13 protein-coding genes and 4 tRNA genes are annotated in these 17,232 nt (G+C 60.6%); 10 read left to right on the forward strand and 7 right to left on the reverse strand.

The genetic code is table 11. From position 1 onward, the window contains the following. Positions 1–90 precede the first annotated feature (90 nt). Together TK06_RS28680 and TK06_RS28685 are read right to left on the reverse strand one after the other, a co-directional pair. Positions 91–3,561, reverse strand: coding sequence for a hybrid sensor histidine kinase/response regulator (locus TK06_RS28680; RefSeq protein WP_063324776.1), 3,471 nt, complete (start codon positions 3,559–3,561; stop codon positions 91–93). A gap of 250 nt (positions 3,562–3,811) precedes the next feature. Continuing rightward, entirely contained in the window at positions 3,812–4,351 is a 540-nt protein-coding gene (locus TK06_RS28685; protein WP_063324777.1) for a TetR/AcrR family transcriptional regulator, read from the reverse strand. Between the two features lie 103 nt (positions 4,352–4,454). On the opposite strand from TK06_RS28685, the gene TK06_RS28690 reads away from it, so the two are divergent. From TK06_RS28690 to TK06_RS28705, 4 genes are all read left to right on the forward strand, one after another. Next, positions 4,455–5,648 (forward strand): MFS transporter, encoded by a 1,194-nt coding sequence (locus tag TK06_RS28690; RefSeq protein ID WP_063324778.1) that lies wholly within the window; start codon positions 4,455–4,457, stop codon positions 5,646–5,648. 76 nt (positions 5,649–5,724) lie between these two features. After that, complete coding sequence (locus TK06_RS28695; RefSeq protein WP_063324779.1) at positions 5,725–6,036, forward strand: hypothetical protein; 312 nt, start codon at positions 5,725–5,727, stop codon at positions 6,034–6,036. Between the two features lie 104 nt (positions 6,037–6,140). After that, a complete protein-coding gene (locus tag TK06_RS28700) occupies positions 6,141–7,289 on the forward strand; it encodes a TDT family transporter (protein ID WP_063324780.1) in 1,149 nt (382 codons plus the stop codon). 82 nt (positions 7,290–7,371) lie between these two features. After that, a complete protein-coding gene (locus tag TK06_RS28705; RefSeq protein WP_063324781.1) occupies positions 7,372–9,246 on the forward strand; it encodes an MFS transporter in 1,875 nt (624 codons plus the stop codon). A 41-nt stretch (positions 9,247–9,287) separates the two neighbouring features. On the opposite strand, the gene sugE is transcribed toward TK06_RS28705, so the two are convergent. From sugE to rdgC, 3 genes are all read right to left on the reverse strand, one after another. Beyond that, positions 9,288–9,602, reverse strand: a complete 315-nt coding sequence (gene sugE / locus TK06_RS28710; RefSeq protein WP_003204587.1) for a quaternary ammonium compound efflux SMR transporter SugE — start codon at positions 9,600–9,602, stop codon at positions 9,288–9,290. A gap of 118 nt (positions 9,603–9,720) precedes the next feature. Further along, the gene (locus TK06_RS28715) at positions 9,721–10,686 is read right to left on the reverse strand and encodes a bile acid:sodium symporter family protein (protein ID WP_063324782.1); all 966 of its coding nucleotides are present in this window, start codon (positions 10,684–10,686) and stop codon (positions 9,721–9,723) included. A gap of 75 nt (positions 10,687–10,761) precedes the next feature. After that, on the reverse strand, positions 10,762–11,682 hold the full coding sequence (gene rdgC, locus TK06_RS28720; protein ID WP_063324783.1) for a recombination-associated protein RdgC: 921 nt from the start codon (positions 11,680–11,682) through the stop codon (positions 10,762–10,764). Between the two features lie 160 nt (positions 11,683–11,842). Here rdgC and TK06_RS28725 point away from each other — a divergent pair. The 4 genes from TK06_RS28725 (at position 11,843) to TK06_RS28740 (ending at position 12,360) form a co-directional block, all read left to right on the forward strand. Further along, a tRNA-Val gene (locus TK06_RS28725) sits at positions 11,843–11,918 on the forward strand. Positions 11,919–11,937: 19 nt separating this feature from the next. Beyond that, positions 11,938–12,014: transfer RNA gene (locus TK06_RS28730), tRNA-Asp, on the forward strand. A 176-nt stretch (positions 12,015–12,190) separates the two neighbouring features. Continuing rightward, positions 12,191–12,266 (forward strand) — tRNA-Val (locus tag TK06_RS28735). A 17-nt stretch (positions 12,267–12,283) separates the two neighbouring features. Next, a tRNA-Asp gene (locus tag TK06_RS28740) sits at positions 12,284–12,360 on the forward strand. A gap of 89 nt (positions 12,361–12,449) precedes the next feature. Here the strand turns inward: TK06_RS28740 and TK06_RS28745 are convergent. Together TK06_RS28745 and TK06_RS28750 are read right to left on the reverse strand one after the other, a co-directional pair. Beyond that, positions 12,450–13,586 carry a catalase family protein gene (locus tag TK06_RS28745; protein ID WP_063324784.1) on the reverse strand — a complete coding sequence of 379 codons (1,137 nt, stop codon included), beginning with the start codon at positions 13,584–13,586 and terminating at the stop codon, positions 12,450–12,452. 31 nt (positions 13,587–13,617) lie between these two features. Further along, on the reverse strand, positions 13,618–15,423 hold the full coding sequence (locus TK06_RS28750) for a di-heme-cytochrome C peroxidase (RefSeq protein ID WP_063324785.1): 1,806 nt from the start codon (positions 15,421–15,423) through the stop codon (positions 13,618–13,620). A gap of 269 nt (positions 15,424–15,692) precedes the next feature. Between TK06_RS28750 and TK06_RS28755 the strand changes: the two genes are divergently transcribed. After that, the gene (locus TK06_RS28755; protein WP_003204577.1) at positions 15,693–16,406 is read left to right on the forward strand and encodes an FKBP-type peptidyl-prolyl cis-trans isomerase; all 714 of its coding nucleotides are present in this window, start codon (positions 15,693–15,695) and stop codon (positions 16,404–16,406) included. 294 nt (positions 16,407–16,700) lie between these two features. Then, entirely contained in the window at positions 16,701–17,156 is a 456-nt protein-coding gene (locus TK06_RS28760) for a YkvA family protein (protein ID WP_063324786.1), read from the forward strand. Positions 17,157–17,232 lie beyond the last annotated feature (76 nt).

The raw sequence follows: 17,232 nt of genomic DNA on the forward strand, positions 1-17,232 counted from the left end.
GCAGCACTCACAAAAAGGGGTTGCTGCGCAACCCAGCGGGGATGAATCCCCTCGCCACAGGTTCCGTGCCCAGTTGGGGAGTTCCAGTGCCTACAACGGCAAATGCCGACTCAACAACGCCCGCAGTGCCGCCGGCTTCACCGGTTTGGCCAGGTAATCCAGGCCCGCCGCATGCACCTGGGCAATCATTTCGGGCCGGCCGTCGGCGCTGATCACCACGCCCGGGATCGGTTCGCCCATGCGTGTGCGCAGCCAGGCCATCAGCTCGGTGCCGGTCTCGCCGTCGTCCAGGTGAAAGTCCACCAAGGCCAGTTGCGGTCGTCCGCCCTGGGCAAGCCAGCGCTCGCACTCTTCCCGGTTGCGCGCGGTCCAGACCTGGCAACCCCAACGGGTCAGCAGGCTGTCCATGCCGATCAGGATGCTGTCTTCGTTATCGACACACAGCACCTGCGCGCCGCTGGGTAAGTGACCGTTGAGTTCGGCCACCGGGTTGGGGGCGACGGCCTGGGTGCTGGCCAGCGGTACGCTGACGCTGAACACACTGCCGCGCCCCGGCCAGGAACGCACGCGCAAGGTATGGCCGAGCACGCGGCACAACCCGTCGGCGATCGCCAGGCCCAGGCCGAGGCCTTTTTCGGCGCGGGTCTGGTGGCTGTCCAGGCGTTTGAATTCCTCGAAGATGACCTGCTGTTTGTCTTCGGCGATGCCTGGTCCACGGTCCCAGACTTCCAGGCACAACTCCCCATTGCGCCGTCGCACGCCCAGCAGCACCGGCCCCTTGGCGTAGCGGAAGGCATTGGTCAGGAAGTTCTGCAAAACCCGGCGCAGCAACTTGATGTCACTGTCGACCCGTAACCGCGAACCGCGCACCCTGAATTTCAGGCCTTGTTCCTGGGCCAGCGCGGTGAACTCGGCGCCAAGGGTATCGAACAGTTCGTTGAGGACGAATGGCTTGCGCTCGGGGTTGATCTTGCCGTTTTCCAGGCGGGAGATGTCCAGCAGGTCGGTGATCAGGTCTTCGGCCGAACGCAGTGAGCTGTCCAGGTGATGCACCAGTTGTCGGGCTTCCTCCGGCAAGCCTTCGTGCTGGTGCGACAGCGCGGCAGAGAACAGTCGCGCGGCGTTGAGCGGTTGCATCAGGTCGTGGCTGACCGCCGCCAGGAACCGGGTCTTGGATTGATAGGCCGCTTCGGCGGTGCTCTTGGCTTCGGTCAGGGCCAGGTTCAGCTGTGACAATTCTCGGGTGCGTTCGGCCACCCGTTGCTCCAACCCCTCGTTGGCTTCGGTCAGCGCTTGTGCGGCCTCACGGAAGGCGGTGATGTCGGTGAAACTCATGACGAAACCGCCACCGGGCATCGGGTTGCCGATCAGCTCGATTACCCGACCGTTGGGAAACAGTCGTTCAGAGGTATGGGCGCGGCCCTGGCGCATCCAGTGCAGGCGTCGGGCAACGTGTACTTCGGCTTCGCCTGGGCCACAGAGGCCACGTTCGGCGTTGTAGCGGATGATATCGGCAATGGGCCGGCCAACACTGATCAAGCCGTCCGGATACTTGAACAGTTCCAGGTAGCGACGATTCCAGGCTACCAGCCTGAGGGACTGGTCGACCACGCTGATGCCCTGGCTGATGTTCTCGATGGCGCCTTGCAACAGCGCGCGGTTGAACTGCAGCACTTCCGAGGCTTCGTCCGCGATCCGGACGACGTCTTCGAGCTGCATCTCCCGACCTTCAATGGCGGCCTTTACCACAGCCCTTGTCGAAGAGGCCCCGAGTACACCGGCCAGCAGGCGTTCGGTGTGGGCGATCCATTCGCTGTCGGCATTCTGGGTCGGGTTGAAGCCTTTGCCCTGGCGGTAGGCAAAGCGAATGAAACTCTGCCGCGCCCGTTCCTCGCCGACGAAGCGCGCGGCCAGCTGCAACAGGTCTTCGATGTGCACCGCCAGCATTGAGCGGGGGTTGGGGCGGGCGCTGATTTCCTGGCCGATGAAACGTCCGGCCTGCCAGTGTTCCGACACGCGTGTGCGCGACAGCACGGACACCCAGGCAAACAGCGTGAAGTTACCGGCCAGGGACAGGACCACCCCTTGAGTCAGAGGGGTAATCGGCAGGTTCAAGGGATTGCCGTGCAACCAGGCCAGGCCGGGGAAGCTAGTGAGCGACCAACCAAGGCTGTGAGCGGCGATCGGCAACACCAGGGTGTAGAACCACAGGAAAATCCCCATGGCGAGGCCGGCGAACACACCGCGGCGGTTCGCCTGTTTCCAGTACAGCGCGCCGAGCATGGCCGGGGCCAGTTGGGTCACGGCGGCGAAGGCGATCTGGCCGATAGTCGCCAGGCTCGCCGTCGAACCCAGCAGCCGGTAGCTGACGTAGGCCAGCAGCAGGATCACGACGATGCTCACCCGCCGCACCGAGAGCATCCACTGGCGGAACACTTCGAAGGGCCGCTCGGCGTTGTTGCGGCGCAGCAGCCACGGTAACAACATGTCGTTGGAAACCATGGTGGACAACGCCACGCTGGCCACGATCACCATGCCGGTAGCCGCCGAGGCACCGCCAATGAAGGCCAGCACCGCCAGGGCCGGGTGGGCCTGGGCCAGTGGCAGGCTGATGACGAACGAATCCGGCAGTACCGAACTGGGCAGCATCATTTGCCCGGCGAGGGCGATGGGCACCACGAACAGCGCGGCCAGGGCCAGGTAGGCGGGGAATACCCACTTGGCCAGGCGCAAATCCTGGGGCTCGATGTTCTCCACCACGGTCACGTGAAACTGCCGCGGCAAACAGATGATCGCCATCATCGCCACCCCGGTCTGCACCACCATGGACGGCCAGTTGATGGTTTCTTTCCAGTATTGCTCCAGCCGTGGGGCGAGCATGGCCTGGTTGAACAGGTCGTCGAAGCCGTCGTACAGGCCGTACGTCACGAATGCACCTACCGCCAGGAAGGCGAACAGCTTGACCAGGGATTCGAAGGCAATCGCCAGCACCATGCCACGGTGGTGTTCGGTCGCGTCCAGGTTGCGCGTACCGAATACGATGGTAAACAGCGCCAGGATCAGCGAGACGATCAGCGCGGTGTCCTGGGCGCGGGTGCCCATGGCATCGGCGCCGGCACCGATCAACAGGTTCACCCCGAGCACGATGCCCTTGAGCTGCAAGGCGATGTACGGCAACACGCCCACCAGGCAGATCAGTGCGACCACCACTGCCAGGGATTGGGACTTGCCGTAGCGAGCGGCGATGAAGTCGGCGATGGAGGTGATGTTCTCCTGTTTGCTGATCATCACCATTTTCTGCAGAACCCACGGCGCCAGTACCAGCAGCAGGATCGGCCCGAGGTAGATCGGCAGGAACGACCAAAGCTGCTCGGCAGCCTGGCCCACGGCACCGAAGAACGTCCAACTGGTGCAGTACACCGCCAGCGACAGGCTGTAGACCCAGGCGCGCACCCGTGGCGGCAGCGGCGTGCTGCGCCGGTCGCCGTAGAAGGCGATGGCGAACATGATGGCCATATAGGCCAGGGCGACAACGGCGATCAGCCCGCTGGACAACGACATGGAAACTCCCCAACGAAGACACCGGGACTTGAGCCCGGCAGGACAGTCTCGCATGCCCGCTCGGGTTCGTCAGTGTCGACCAAGGTCGAGGCGTGGTGGGGTGTCGCAGGTGGAGGGATTCTTGGGTTATGCAGGGCGGTTGCCGGCCTCATCGCGAGCAAGCACGCTCCCACATTTGATCTGCTGCCAACGCAAAATCTATGTTCGCCCAGGGCCCGATGTGGGAGCGGGCTTGCTCGCGAATGCGGTCTTACTGACTCAACGCAATATCCACCAACCGATGCAACTCCTCGACCCCCAGCGGCGCGCTAGCAAAGAGGATGCGAAACACCGTCGGCGCCACGATCACATTGATCAGCCGTTCGACGCCTGGATTGGGCTCATCGGGATAGCGATCCAGAATGATCTGCAACTGACGGCTGATGATCCCCACGCAATACCCCGCAGTGGCGCAGGCCTGGATGTCGCGCATCATGTTGCGACCGGGCTCGGAACTCATTTCGTCCAGGTACTGTTCGGCCCAGGCGAGCAGGTCGCCGCGCAGGCTGCCGGTGTTGGCGGGGTCGCTGTCGGGGCGCAAACGAGCGATGGCGACGTCGGCCAGCAGCGCCGGCAGATCACCCCAGCGCCGGTAGATGGTGGACGGCGTCACGCCAGCGCGCGCAGCGATTTGCGGCACGGTCAGGGTCGCGCGGTCCTGCTCTTGCAGCAGGTCGCGGACCGCCGAATGAATCGACTCTTGGACCCGGGCGCTTCTACCGCCTGGGCGTAAACCTTCTTTAATCGCCATGCGTCAGACCTTAACACAAAGAATTTGCTTTAAGCGCATGCGGGTAGCACACTCCGCAAAAGCAAAAAATTAGCTTTTGCGAGTATTCCTGTGGAGCGTGCCCATGTCCCGTCCAGCTTCGACCCGCGCCAGCCTGATATTCCTGGCGCTCACCTTGCTCGGTTTTCTCGCCGCGTCCAGTGCGCCGACGCCGTTGTACCACCTCTACCAGGAACAATTGCAATTTTCCCCGGCCGTCCTGACGCTGATTTTCGGTGTGTACGCCTTCAGTCTGCTGGCGGCTTTGCTGACGGTGGGTTCGTTGTCGGATTACTTGGGCCGCAAACCGGTGATTTTCGTGGCGCTGTTGCTCAATATGCTGGCGATGCTGCTGTTCATCAGCGCCGACAACGTTGCCTGGTTGATCAGTGCCCGATTGATCCAGGGATTTGCCACCGGCATGGCCACCAGCGTGCTGGGGGCTGCCTTGCTGGATTTCGACCGTCGCCAAGGCCCATTGATCACCAGTGTCGCACCGCTGTTGGGCATGGCGTGCGGGGCGCTCGGTTGCGGCCTGCTGGCGGAATTCGCGCCGCGGCCTTTGCAACTGACGTACTGGATCCTGCTCGGGTTGTTCCTGCTCCAGGCTGTTTATATCTGGCGCCTGGCGGAGAGCGTCAGTCCGCAGCCTGGCGCCTGGCAGTCACTGCGTCCGACCTTGCATGTGCCAATCCAGGCGCGGCGCGCCTTGTGGTTGATCCTGTCGCTGAACCTGGCGGCCTGGGCGGTGGGCGGCTTTTATCTGTCCCTGGCACCTTCGCTGGTGCGGGCCGCGACGGGATCGACGTCCAACCTGATTGGCGGCGCGCTGGTGGCGGTGTTGACGCTTACCGGCGCGCTGTCCATTTATACGCTGCGCAACCAGGGGGCAGACAAGATGCTGCGTCTGGCCGCCAGCCTGTTGGTGATTGGCCTGGCGCTGGTGTTGCTCGCGGTGCACGGCGCCAGCTTGCCGTTGTTCTTTGTCGGCACATTGGTCACTGGCAGTGGTTTCGGCGCCGGGTTCCTGGGGGCACTGCGCAGCATCATGCCGCTGGCCTTGCCCCACGAGCGGGCCGGCTTGATGTCGGCGTTCTATGTCCTCAGTTACCTGGCCTTCAGTCTTCCATCGCTGTTGGCCGGGAACCTGACCCGGGTATTCGGGTTGATTCCGACCACCGATGGCTATGGCGCGGTGCTGATCGTGTTGTCGACAGGCGCCTTGCTAGGGCTGTTGCGTCAATCTGTAAAACCACTGGGAGACGGGGTTCGACCTTGAAAGTGTTGAATGCAGGCGCCGCCTTGGCGGTTTTGCGCTAGCCTGGACGCCTCTGCATTTCTTTCGGTCGATCGCTTTGAAAATTATCCGCAGCAAATCCTTCACCGGGGACCGCGCCTGGGCGGCGCTGGATATCGCCAACATGAATGGCATCACCACGCGCCTGCACTGGACCGATCAACCGTATAAATGGCACGTCAATGACGGCGAGGAAGTCTTTGTGGTGCTCGATGGGCAAGTGCGGATGTGCTATCGGGAAGACGGCGTCGAAAAAGAGGTCCTGCTGGCTATAGGGGACATTTTCTACGCATCGGTGGGCACCGAGCATGTGGCCAAACCGTTGGGCGAAGCGAGAATCCTGGTGATCGAGACCGAGGGCAGTGTCTGATAGTTATCTGTGAAACCGATAACAGATAGAGAAATTACCCGTTATATAGATATTTGATCCGGCTCTAGCATGGCTCCACCCTCATCCGAGGACAGGAGTTCGCCATGACATGCTGCGCTGCAAAAAACCGCTTGCGTCCATTGAGCCATTTGCCCGGGCCGCTGGAGGCTGTTCGCCAATTCACGCCTAACTGGTTTGCCGTGGTGATGGGCACCGGTGTGCTGGCGTTGGCTTTGGCGCAATGGCCCGGAAACGTACCGGGCCTGCGCTTACTCGGTGAAGGGTTGTGGTTGTTCAACATCCTGTTGTTCGTGGTGTTCGCCGGCTTGTACACGGCTCGTTGGCTGTTGTTCTTCGACGAGGCGCGGCGGATCTTCGGCCACTCCACGGTTTCGATGTTCTTCGGCACCATTCCCATGGGGCTGGCGACCATCATCAACGGCTTTTTGGTATTCGGGCTGCCGCGCTGGGGCAACGGTGTGGTGCCGTTGGCCGAAGCGTTATGGTGGATCGACGTGGCCATGTCGCTGGCCTGTGGTGTGCTGATCCCATTCTTGATGTTCACCCGCCAGGAACACCGCATCGACCAGATGACCGCCGTGTGGCTCTTGCCGGTGGTGGCCGCCGAAGTCGCGGCGGCCAGTGGCGGGCTGATGGCACCGCATCTGGCCGACGCTCATGGGCAACTGGTCATGCTGGTGACCAGCTACGTGCTCTGGGCCTTTTCCCTGCCGGTGGCGTTCAGCATCCTGACGATTTTGCTGTTGCGCATGGCGCTGCACAAACTGCCTCACGAAAACATGGCCGCCTCGAGCTGGCTGGCCCTCGGCCCGATCGGCACTGGCGCCCTGGGCATGTTGCTGCTGGGCAACGATGCCCCACTGATTTTTGCCGCCAATGGCCTGTCCGGCGTGGGCGAAATCGCCGCCGGGTTGGGCCTGATAGCTGGTATCACGCTGTGGGGGCTGGGGTTGTGGTGGATGTTGATGGCGCTGCTGATCACCGTGCGCTACTTGCGCGCAGGCATTCCCTTCAACCTCGGCTGGTGGGGCTTTACCTTTCCCCTGGGCGTGTACGCGTTGACCACGTTGAAGCTTTCGGAGCTGCTGAGCCTGGGTTTTTTCAGCGTGTTCGGGGCTGTGCTGGTGGTGATGCTGGTGGTGATGTGGCTGATCGTCGGACGGCGTACGGTGCAGGGCGCCTGGCACGGTGAGTTGTTTGTGTCGCCCTGCATTGCAGGGCTGGCGAAATAATCGCTAAAGACAGGTAATGTGTGGCCTGGATCGAAAAGCGTTCATTCCAATAAGCGTCCACGCCACTGTAGGAACATGGAAGATGAGTCACCCTTCGCAGTTCACCTTGCTTCGCACGCGGCGTTTCCTGCCGTTCTTCATCACGCAGTCCTTGGGCGCGTTCAACGACAACATTTTCAAGCAGTCGCTGATCCTCGCCATCCTCTACAAATTGACCATCGAGGGGGACCGCTCGATTTGGGTCAACCTCTGCGCGCTGCTGTTTATCCTGCCGTTCTTTCTGTTCTCGGCGCTGGCGGGGCAGTTCGGGGAAAAATTCGCCAAGGACGCGTTGATTCGCCTGATCAAGCTCGGCGAAATCGTCATCATGGCGGTGGGTGCAGTAGGGTTTCTGTTCGATCACTTATCGCTGATGCTGGTGGCGTTATTCGCCATGGGCACGCATTCGGCGTTGTTCGGCCCGGTGAAGTACTCGATCCTGCCCCAGGCCTTGCGTGAGGAAGAGTTGGTCGGCGGCAATGGCCTGGTGGAAATGGGCACCTTCCTGGCGATCCTGGCCGGCACCATAGGCGCCGGGATCATGATGTCCTCGGCGCATTACGCACCCGTAGTGTCCACCGCGATCATCGGCGTTGCCGTGCTCGGTTACCTGGCCAGCCGCGGCATTCCGCGCGCGGCCGCGGCCTCGCCACAGATGCGCCTGAACTGGAACATCTTCAGCCAATCCTGGGCCACCCTGAAACTGGGGTTGGGGCAAACCCCGGCAGTGTCCCGTTCGATTGTCGGCAACTCCTGGTTCTGGTTCGTCGGTGCGATCTACCTGACGCAGATCCCCGCCTATGCCAAGGAGTGGATGCACGGTGACGAAACCGTGGTGACCTTGATCCTGACGGTGTTCTCGGTAGGGATCGCCTTGGGTTCGATGCTCTGCGAAAAGCTTTCCGGGCGCAAAGTCGAGATCGGCCTGGTGCCGTTCGGCTCGTTCGGGCTGACGGTGTTCGGCCTGCTGTTGTGGTGGCATTCCGGTGGAATCCCCGACAGCGTCGATGGCCATGGTTGGCTTGAAGTACTCGGTTTCGGTCACGCCTGGCTGGTATTGATCGACATCCTTGGCCTGGGTGTCTTCGGTGGTTTCTACATCGTGCCGCTGTACGCCTTGATCCAGTCGCGCACCGTCGAAAACGAACGGGCGCGAGTGATCGCTGCCAACAACATTCTCAACGCCTTGTTCATGGTGGTTTCGGCGATTGTCTCCATCGTCTTGCTGAGCCTGGCCAAGTTGTCGATCCCGCAGTTGTTCCTGGTGGTGTCGTTGCTGAACATCGGCGTCAACGCCTACATCTTCAAGATCGTCCCCGAGTTCAGCATGCGTTTCATGATCTGGCTGCTGAGCCATTCCATGTACCGCGTGGAGCACCGCAACCTGGAGGCGATACCGGATGAAGGGGCTGCGCTGTTGGTGTGCAACCACGTCTCCTTCGTCGATGCCTTGCTGATTGGCGGCGCGGTACGTCGGCCGATTCGCTTCGTGATGTACTACAAGATCTACAACTTGCCAGTGCTGAATTTCATCTTCCGTACCGCTGGGACGATTCCGATTGCCGGGCGTCAGGAAGACATCCATATCTACGAAAAGGCCTTCAGCCGAATCGCGCAATACCTGAAGGACGGTGAGCTGGTGTGCATCTTCCCGGAAGGAAAACTGACGGCTGACGGTGAGATCAATGAGTTCAAGAGCGGGCTGACGCGCATCCTCCAGGAAACTCCGGTGCCGGTGATTCCCCTGGCGCTGCAGGGCTTGTGGGGCAGTTTTTTCAGTCGCGATCCGAGCAAGGGCATGTTCCGCCGGTTCTGGTCGCGGGTGACGTTGGTGGCGGGTTCGGCGGTCGCGGTAGAGGCGGCAACGCCTTCGAGTTTACAGGCGTTGGTGGGAGACTTGCGCGGCACCGTCCGCTAGGGCGAAAAAACTGTGGGAGCGAGCGTGCTCCCACAATTAATTCAAGCGCTGACCTTGAGCCCGATCAACCCCGCAACGATCAACGCCACACTGGCCAACCGAACCAGCGCCATCGACTCACCGAACAGAATGATCCCGGCGATCACCGTGCCCACGGCACCGACCCCGGTCCAGATCGCATAGGCCGTGCCCAGCGGCAGTTCCTTCATTGCAAGGCCGAGCAGGCCGAGGCTGATCGCCATGGCGGCGATTGTCAGTGCAGTGGGGAGAGGGCGGCTGAAACCGTCGGTGTATTTCAGGCCGACAGCCCAGCCGACTTCGAACAGGCCGGCAAAAAACAGAATGATCCAGGACATCACACACCTCATCGATGGATGGGGTCGTCCCCGGATAACGAACGCTCTAGCGTTGCGGGGTCGTCCCCGCATTGGGCGCAAGAGTGCCCAATGCTGACGAGTCGGTCAAGATTCTCCTTCAGTCCGCCGCTGGACGGGCCTGTAGTTCACGGTCCTGTTTTTCGCTCATGCGCCGGAAGTACGTCGAGAGCAGAGCCCCGGAAATGTTGTGCCAGACGCTGAACAGCGCGCTGGGTACCGCCGCCAGTGGCGAAAAGTGCGCGCTGGCCAACGCCGCGCCCAGGCCGGAGTTCTGCATGCCGACTTCCAGCGCCAGGGATTTACGCTGGGCCAGCGGCAGCTTGAACAGATGCCCGGTGAAGTAACCCAGCAAAAAGCCGAAGCTGTTGTGCAGCATCACCACGGCCATGATCAACAGGCCCGACTCGGCAATTTTTGCCTGGCTGGCGGCCACCACCGCAGTGACGATGATGACGATGCTCACCACCGACACCAATGGCAATACTTCCACGGCATGACGGACCTTGTCCCCCAGCAGCCGTTGCGCCACCACGCCCAACACGATAGGCAGCAGCACCACTTGCAGGATCGACCAGAACAGCTCCATGAACGATACCGGCAGCCAGGCCGAGGCCAGCAGCCAGATCAGCGCCGGGGTCAGCAGCGGCGCGAGCAGGGTGGTGACGGCGGCGATGGCCACCGACAGGGCCAGGTCGCCACGGGCCAGCCAGGTCATGACATTCGACGAGGTGCCGCTTGGGCAGCAGCCCACCAGAATCACGCCGACGGCGATTTCCGGTGGCAGGTGGAACACCTGGCAGAGCAACCAGGCCACACCGGGCATGATCACGAAATGCGCGACCACGCCGAGGGCCACGCGCCAGGGATGGCGTGCGACTTCGGCGAAGTCTTCGAGCTTGAGGGTCAGGCCCATGCCGAACATCACCAGGCCCAGCAGCGGCACGATGGCGCTTTTTAGACCGATGAACCAGACCGGCTGCAGAAACGCCACCACTGCGAAAAACAGTACCCAGTAAGCGAAGGTATTGCCGACAAAGCGACTCAATGCAGCCAATGCGCGCATGACCTGATCCTTATTATTAAGAACACCGAATACTAATGTGGGAGCGAGCAAGCTCGCTCCCACAGGGGGCGGGTTTTAGATACCTTGCGGAATCTCTTCCCCACCCAAGGCTTCAACCAGCGCCGGCAGGAACTCGCCGAACGTCAACATCATCAGCGTGAAACTGGCGTCCAGTTGGCCAAGGGCTTCGTCGCCTCCGTCCTGTTCCGCCTGGTCCTGCAGCAGGTCTTCGAATTTCAGGCGCTTGACCACCATCTTGTCGTCGAGCACGAAGGACAGCTTGTCCTGCCACGCCAGGGACAGTTGCGTGACGACCTTGCCGGTGTTCAAGTGCAGCTGGATTTCGTCGCTGGTCAGGTCCTGGCGCTTGCAGCGCACGATGCCGCCGTCTTCGTGGGTGTCGCGCAGTTCGCATTCATCGAGCACGAAGAAATCGTCCGCGGCTTTCTGGGTCTTGACCCAGTCGGTCATGGTGGCAGTCGGGGCCATTTTTACCGTCAGTGGACGTACCGGCAGCGAGCCGATCACTTCGCGCAGGGTAGACAGCAGGTCTTCGGCGCGTTTCGGGCTGGCGGAGTTCACCAGGATCAGGCCCTGTTTCGGCGCGATGGCGGCGAAGGTGGACGAGCGACGGATGAACGCGCGCGGCAGGAACGCCTGGATGATTTCATCCTTGAGCTGGTCCCGTTCCTTTTTATAGACCTTGCGCATTTGCTCGGCTTCGATCTCTTCGACCTTTTCCTTCAAGGCATCACGCACGACGCTGCCAGGCAGGATGCGTTCTTCCTTGCGCGCGGCGATCAGCAGGAAATCCTGGCTGACATGCACCAATGGCGCGTCTTCGCCTTTGCCAAACGGCGCGACGAAACCGTAAGTGGTCAACTCCTGGCTTGCACATGGACGCGCCAGTTTGGTGGCCAGTGCAGTTTCCAACGCCTCGGCATCAAAAGGCAGATCTTGGGTCAGGCGATAGATAAGCAGGTTTTTGAACCACATGGGGTGAGTCTCTCCTTTATACAAAGGGGGGCATTATTCTCTTCGCGGCGCCATAGGCCAACCCTTCGCTAAGCCTTTGGAAGGCCTGAAAAAATTAATTTAAAAAGTGCTTGCCAGCTTAAAGAGTGCTCCGTAGAATGCGCGCCACACCGAAAGCGAAGGGTGATTAGCTCAGCTGGGAGAGCGTCTGCCTTACAAGCAGAATGTCGGCGGTTCGATCCCGTCATCACCCACCATTCGTTCAACGTGTTACGCGCAGCGGTAGTTCAGTCGGTTAGAATACCGGCCTGTCACGCCGGGGGTCGCGGGTTCGAGTCCCGTCCGCTGCGCCATATTCGGTTACCTGGAACACTGAACGCCAGGTCACCACGGAAAGCCCGCTCACGCGGGCTTTTTGCTGTTTGCAGTTCCTGTGGTGTGCGTTGCTCATGTTTTTTTGCTGAATTTGCTAATTAAATCAGCACGTTAAGAAAAACTGTGAGAGAATGCGCCCCGCATCGAAAGTGAAGGGTGATTAGCTCAGCTGGGAGAGCGTCTGCCTTACAAGCAGAATGTCGGCGGTTCGATCCCGTCATCACCCACCAAACTTTCAGTGTTACGCGCAGCGGTAGTTCAGTCGGTTAGAATACCGGCCTGTCACGCCGGGGGTCGCGGGTTCGAGTCCCGTCCGCTGCGCCATATTCGGTTATCTGGAATGCTGAACGCCAGGTACCAACAAAAAGCCCGCTCATTGAGCGGGCTTTTTGCTGTCTGGCATTTGCCTGCCTCTATTGCTCGGCGTTACGGCTGTGACGGTAGTCGCTGACCGCCTCATACACCGCTTTACGCAAGCGATTGATCCCACCAATAGGCCGATGCGCCTCAATGCCGAACCAAGGATTGAACGACTGATTATCACAAGCCAGGTTCAGCTTGGGCGTATCAAAATCCTGAGCCGGAACCTTGATCCGTGCCACGGTCTCGAACGGCGCATCACTTTCCTGCCATTCAATACTGGTGTCTTCGATCGGCATGTACTTGCTCGGATCCTGGCGCTGGATCTGCAAGACAAAACACGCCGGCACCCGATCTGTGGATAACTGCTGGTTCAATGCGCTACGCAAGAAGTTCGGCAGGTCCTGGTTCTGGGCCGGCAAGGTGTAGCTTGGGCAACTGTCCGGATCCGGTGCGACGCGAAACTTGGCGTTGGCCTCACCGAACTTATAGGGCGATACCGAGAAGTAAGTGGTCTGGGTCGGACTGGCCGGTGGCGGTGAGAGGGTCGCCAGGGCGATGAATAAATGCCGAATCTGCCAACTGCGCGGGTCGAGGCTCGGAAAAAAGGCCATCGCCTTTTTCCCGTCAGCCTGAGCCGCCACATTCTGACGATATTCGGCGACATCACTGACAAAGAAGTTCGGATGGTTGAACATCACGAAATCCTGCTCACCTTGTGATTGCCGATCAGCGAGCAGTTGCTTGCCCGGTACGTTCGTCAGCTTGATCGCCATCCCCCGTGCATCGCGCAGGCTGTCGAACTGCGGATAGGCGTTGCCGTTGGACAGGCGAATCGTCGCCTGCCAGACCTTCCCCGGCTCGGCGAATACCCCTTGGCGCAATGGTGCCGGCAGGTCGCTCGGTACCTGGACTTCGGCCATGACACAGCCGTGGGCCTTGGCGTGGGCATCGCGCAGATAACGCGTGCTTTCGCGGTGCTGATCGACGATGCGAATAGCGGTCTGGATGATGTCCTGGGTCATGGCCGCTTCGCCGGGCGCCACCTGTTCCTTGTCCGGGACCGGTCCCTTGTGTTGCCAGGCAAACCAGGCCGTGGACAGTGCCCAGCCGAGCAGCCCGATGCCCAGCAGCCACAGGAGCGTCTTGCCCAAAAAGGCACCGAGGCGCAGCCAGAGCGTGATCAACATTGAAACTTCCTTTTACCTGTGGGGTTCATCATTACAGTTGCGACTCCAATGGCCCGCCCAGCACCTTTAAATACTCCAGCAAGGCCCAGCGTTCCTGTGGTTGCAGCAAGCGGCCAATGACGCCATTGCCTCGCTCGCCCGCGCGGAATTCATGGCCGCTGTTGTGGTTGCCGGTAATGCGGGTATCGAAGAGAAAACCGTTGGTAAAGGCTTCGGTGCGATAGCCCAGGTGGCGCGGGTCGTATTCGAAGTTGCCTTTATAGAACGTGGTCGCGCGCTCATCCTGGGGGGACAGCAGTTGATAGATCGTCGGCACCGAGCCGTTGTGCAGGAACGGTGGCGTGGCCCAGACACCCGCCAGTGGCCGGGCTTTGTAGGCGCGCAATTCACGTACGCCGATGGGCAAGCCGAAACCGTCCAGCGCCGGGCGCTCGGCGGGGGTGACGCCGGCGTCGCGGTAAGCGCGGTTTTCGACGAATGCCGTCACGTAGGCCAGGCCTTTGGCGACCGAGAGTTGACTCAGGTCCAGCGGTTCTGTTGGGGTCGGGTGCAGTTGCACTTCCAGCTTCGCCAGCTCGGCCGGATCCCACTGCAGGCTGGTCAGGTCGAAGCGGTGATCGGCGATGTTATTGGCAGTGCCCGGGTCGGTGCCGATCACCTGCACGGGCAGCATGTGCAATTGCTGGACCGGCCTGTCGGGCCCTTGGACCACCTTGGGTACATGGCAGCCGACGCAGTTTTCGGTAAACAGTGCCCGGCCCTTGGCGGCCAGCGGTTTGTCGATTGGGCCCAGTAGCGCTTGCGGCCATACAGGCGGTTTGAGCAGTTGCAGGGTCTCTTCGATCTTGTTCAAGTCGCGCACACGCACGCTGGAGGGGTATCGCGCATCGCCCTGCAGCGGTTTGCCTTGGGCGTCGAAGAAATTCAGCGTGGCGCCGACCCCCAACGCCTCACCGACGTTGCGGGCCATCGGTTGCTGGGCCGATCCGTTCCACTGCACCCAGTCGAATGTCCATATGTCCCACAACTGCGGGTAATCCACGGGGGCGTTGGCCACCCGGTAGTTTTGCGGCGAAATGGCGTCGCCGAAGCTGGCATTGGCGATACGACCGAAGGCGTCGGTACGGCCAGGCCCTTCTTCGGTGGGGTAGAGGCCACGATGGGTGTCGTTCCAGGCCACCCGCAGGAACGTGTCCAGGGAGGCCTTGAAGGCCTTGCGCAATTCCTCGTGGCGGGCTTCGTAGTCCTTGCCCAGCACTTTGCGGGCGAAGCGCTCGAATTTCCAAGGGTTGTAGTAGGTAGACGCCAGACTGGCGACCAATGCTTGTCCGAAACTGCCACCGCGTAATGTAGGAACACTGGAGGGCAGCACGTGCTGAGCCGTGCCGCCGTCGATCCGTATTGCCTGGCCCTTGAAGCGCAATTCGCCGGTATGGCACGCCGCGCAAGTGATATCCAGGAACTGCTCGGTGCTGCCCGGGTTCTGGTGCCGCGCAAACCCTACCGGCAAGTTGCCGGGATTGGCCGACGAGGCTTTCTGCGCCGGATCGACCAGGAACCCAAAGCGCGCCAGGTACTCGGGCGATGCGAAGCGTTGTTGTGAAAACGGTAATTCGAGGGCGGTGAACCAGTCGTAGCGCAGGCCTTTGACCTGGGTGCCCTGGGGTGTGAAGTAATACGTCTGGCGCTCGGCGGCACTCCATTGGTCCAGGTAATTCACCTGTTCGACGGGCGTGTAGAACGGCAAGCGAGGATTGGCGACGTAATAAAGCACCACGGCCACGACAATGATCAGCAGCGCGAGGAGCAGCAAGAGGATGCGAGAGAGAAGGCGCACGGTAACGTCCTTGTTTTTTTGATAAGCCCTTATGCCTCAGTGCTGCGCGGCGGGCAAGTGGCCATTACCTCTGGCCTGTAGGGGAGCGGCAATTTGTCCCTGTACGTAACAGATGACAGATGCTTCATTCGTCCAGGCTTAAAAAGCGTTTGCGGACCTGAACTTATCATGACTTTGTGGCTCACATGCCGGTAGCCATTGGTCGTGGCCGCCTGATAAGCTCGCGGCTTTATTCGATTGCCCTTTAGGCGCATGAACAAGGAAATAGCATGAAACAGCATCGGTTGGCGGCGGCGGTGGCCCTGGTTGGCCTGGTACTCGCGGGTTGCGACTCGCAGACCAGCGTAGAGCTGAAGACCCCGGCGCAGAAAGCTTCCTACGGTATTGGCCTGAACATGGGCAAGAGCCTGGCTCAGGAAGGCATGGATGACCTGGACTCCAAAGCGGTCGCCCAGGGCATCGAAGATGCCGTCGGCAAGAAAGAACAGAAGCTGAAAGACGAAGAACTGGTCGAAGCCTTTGCCGCGCTGCAAAAGCGTGCCGAAGAGCGCATGGCCAAGATGAGCGAAGAGTCGGCAGCCGCCGGCAAGAAATTCCTCGAAGAAAACGGCAAGAAAGCCGGTGTTACCACCACCGCTTCCGGCCTGCAGTACGAAGTGGTCAAGAAAGCCGACGGTCCACAGCCCAAGCCGACCGACGTAGTGACTGTTCACTACACCGGCAAGCTGACCAACGGCACTGTGTTCGACAGCTCCGTTGAACGTGGCAGCCCGATCGACCTGCCGGTCAGCGGCGTGATCCCGGGTTGGGTCGAAGGCCTGCAACTGATGCACGTCGGCGAGAAGTACAAGCTGTACATCCCGAGCGACCTGGCCTATGGCGCCCAGAGCCCGAGCCCGGCAATTCCGGCCAACTCGGTCCTGGTGTTCGACCTGGAACTGCTGGCGATCAAGGATCCGGCAAAAGAAGACGCAGCCAAGTAATCGCGTCTGCTATAACGACAACGCCTCGCTCATGCGGGGCGTTGTCGCATCTGGGCTGCGGCAAAATGGCAAAAAAACCGAACGCACGATGCAGGGTATAGTCATAGGCAATACAGGCGCTGTGGTAGACGCAGTCCGCCGGTCAAGTCAATGAAATATTGGGTTTTTTTATGTGAGTAAAAAACGCCCGATCTAAGCCGGGCCCTTATGAAACAGGGGCTTCAGCGGTGAAATGCAGCTCTGTTCACAAGGTTATCCACAATTTGTGTGGATAACATTTCAGTCGGAGAAAAAATGAAGGCTCCGTGGAATTTTGCGCGATTTCTGCCCTTGGCAGGCCGCCTGCTGGCCCGCGGTCGATTGCCGACGTTGCTGTTCGCCGTCGCCAGCAAGGGTGCCCGGGAGGGCGGACGACTGGGCAAACTCAAGGAGGACCTGCATCTGTTGCAGGCCTTGTGCCTGGCCTACTGGCGGGGCGAATACCGCGCTGTCAGCGCCAAGTCGATGCTGTCGGTGGTGGCAGGGCTCATGTATTTCCTCAGCCCCTTGGATGCGATTCCAGATATCTTGCCGATGTTTGGCATGTTCGACGATATCGCCGTGCTGGCCTGGGTCATGAAAACCCTCGACGTTGAACTCGAGGCTTTCCGCGCCTGGCGTTATCGGCAGTCGCCCGAAAAGCTTGCCCAGGTCGAAAGGCTTCCCGATACCCCGGAACAACTTCAACTCCAAGGTCAGAAAAAAACCTGATTCGCTAGCACTTGCCCCAGAGAATTCATCGCCCCGCGACCTTAGCCGGTATTAGGATTACACTTCTAAGAAAAAA

Origin of the sequence: Pseudomonas fluorescens (assembly GCF_001623525.1) — a bacterium.
GTDB lineage: Bacteria > Pseudomonadota > Gammaproteobacteria > Pseudomonadales > Pseudomonadaceae > Aquipseudomonas > Aquipseudomonas fluorescens_Q.

Coding starts and splice junctions, on each gene's coding strand:
- TK06_RS28700 (WP_063324780.1), top strand. CDS start 6,141: ATGACATGCTGCGCTGCAAAAAACCGCTTGCGTCCATTGAGCCATTTG.
- rdgC (WP_063324783.1), bottom strand. CDS start 11,682: ATGTGGTTCAAAAACCTGCTTATCTATCGCCTGACCCAAGATCTGCCT.
- sugE (WP_003204587.1), bottom strand. CDS start 9,602: ATGTCCTGGATCATTCTGTTTTTTGCCGGCCTGTTCGAAGTCGGCTGG.
- TK06_RS28745 (WP_063324784.1), bottom strand. CDS start 13,586: ATGTTGATCACGCTCTGGCTGCGCCTCGGTGCCTTTTTGGGCAAGACG.
- TK06_RS28760 (WP_063324786.1), top strand. CDS start 16,701: ATGAAGGCTCCGTGGAATTTTGCGCGATTTCTGCCCTTGGCAGGCCGC.
- TK06_RS28690 (WP_063324778.1), top strand. CDS start 4,455: ATGTCCCGTCCAGCTTCGACCCGCGCCAGCCTGATATTCCTGGCGCTC.
- TK06_RS28680 (WP_063324776.1), bottom strand. CDS start 3,561: ATGTCGTTGTCCAGCGGGCTGATCGCCGTTGTCGCCCTGGCCTATATG.
- TK06_RS28715 (WP_063324782.1), bottom strand. CDS start 10,686: ATGCGCGCATTGGCTGCATTGAGTCGCTTTGTCGGCAATACCTTCGCT.
- TK06_RS28705 (WP_063324781.1), top strand. CDS start 7,372: ATGAGTCACCCTTCGCAGTTCACCTTGCTTCGCACGCGGCGTTTCCTG.
- TK06_RS28755 (WP_003204577.1), top strand. CDS start 15,693: ATGAAACAGCATCGGTTGGCGGCGGCGGTGGCCCTGGTTGGCCTGGTA.
- TK06_RS28685 (WP_063324777.1), bottom strand. CDS start 4,351: ATGGCGATTAAAGAAGGTTTACGCCCAGGCGGTAGAAGCGCCCGGGTC.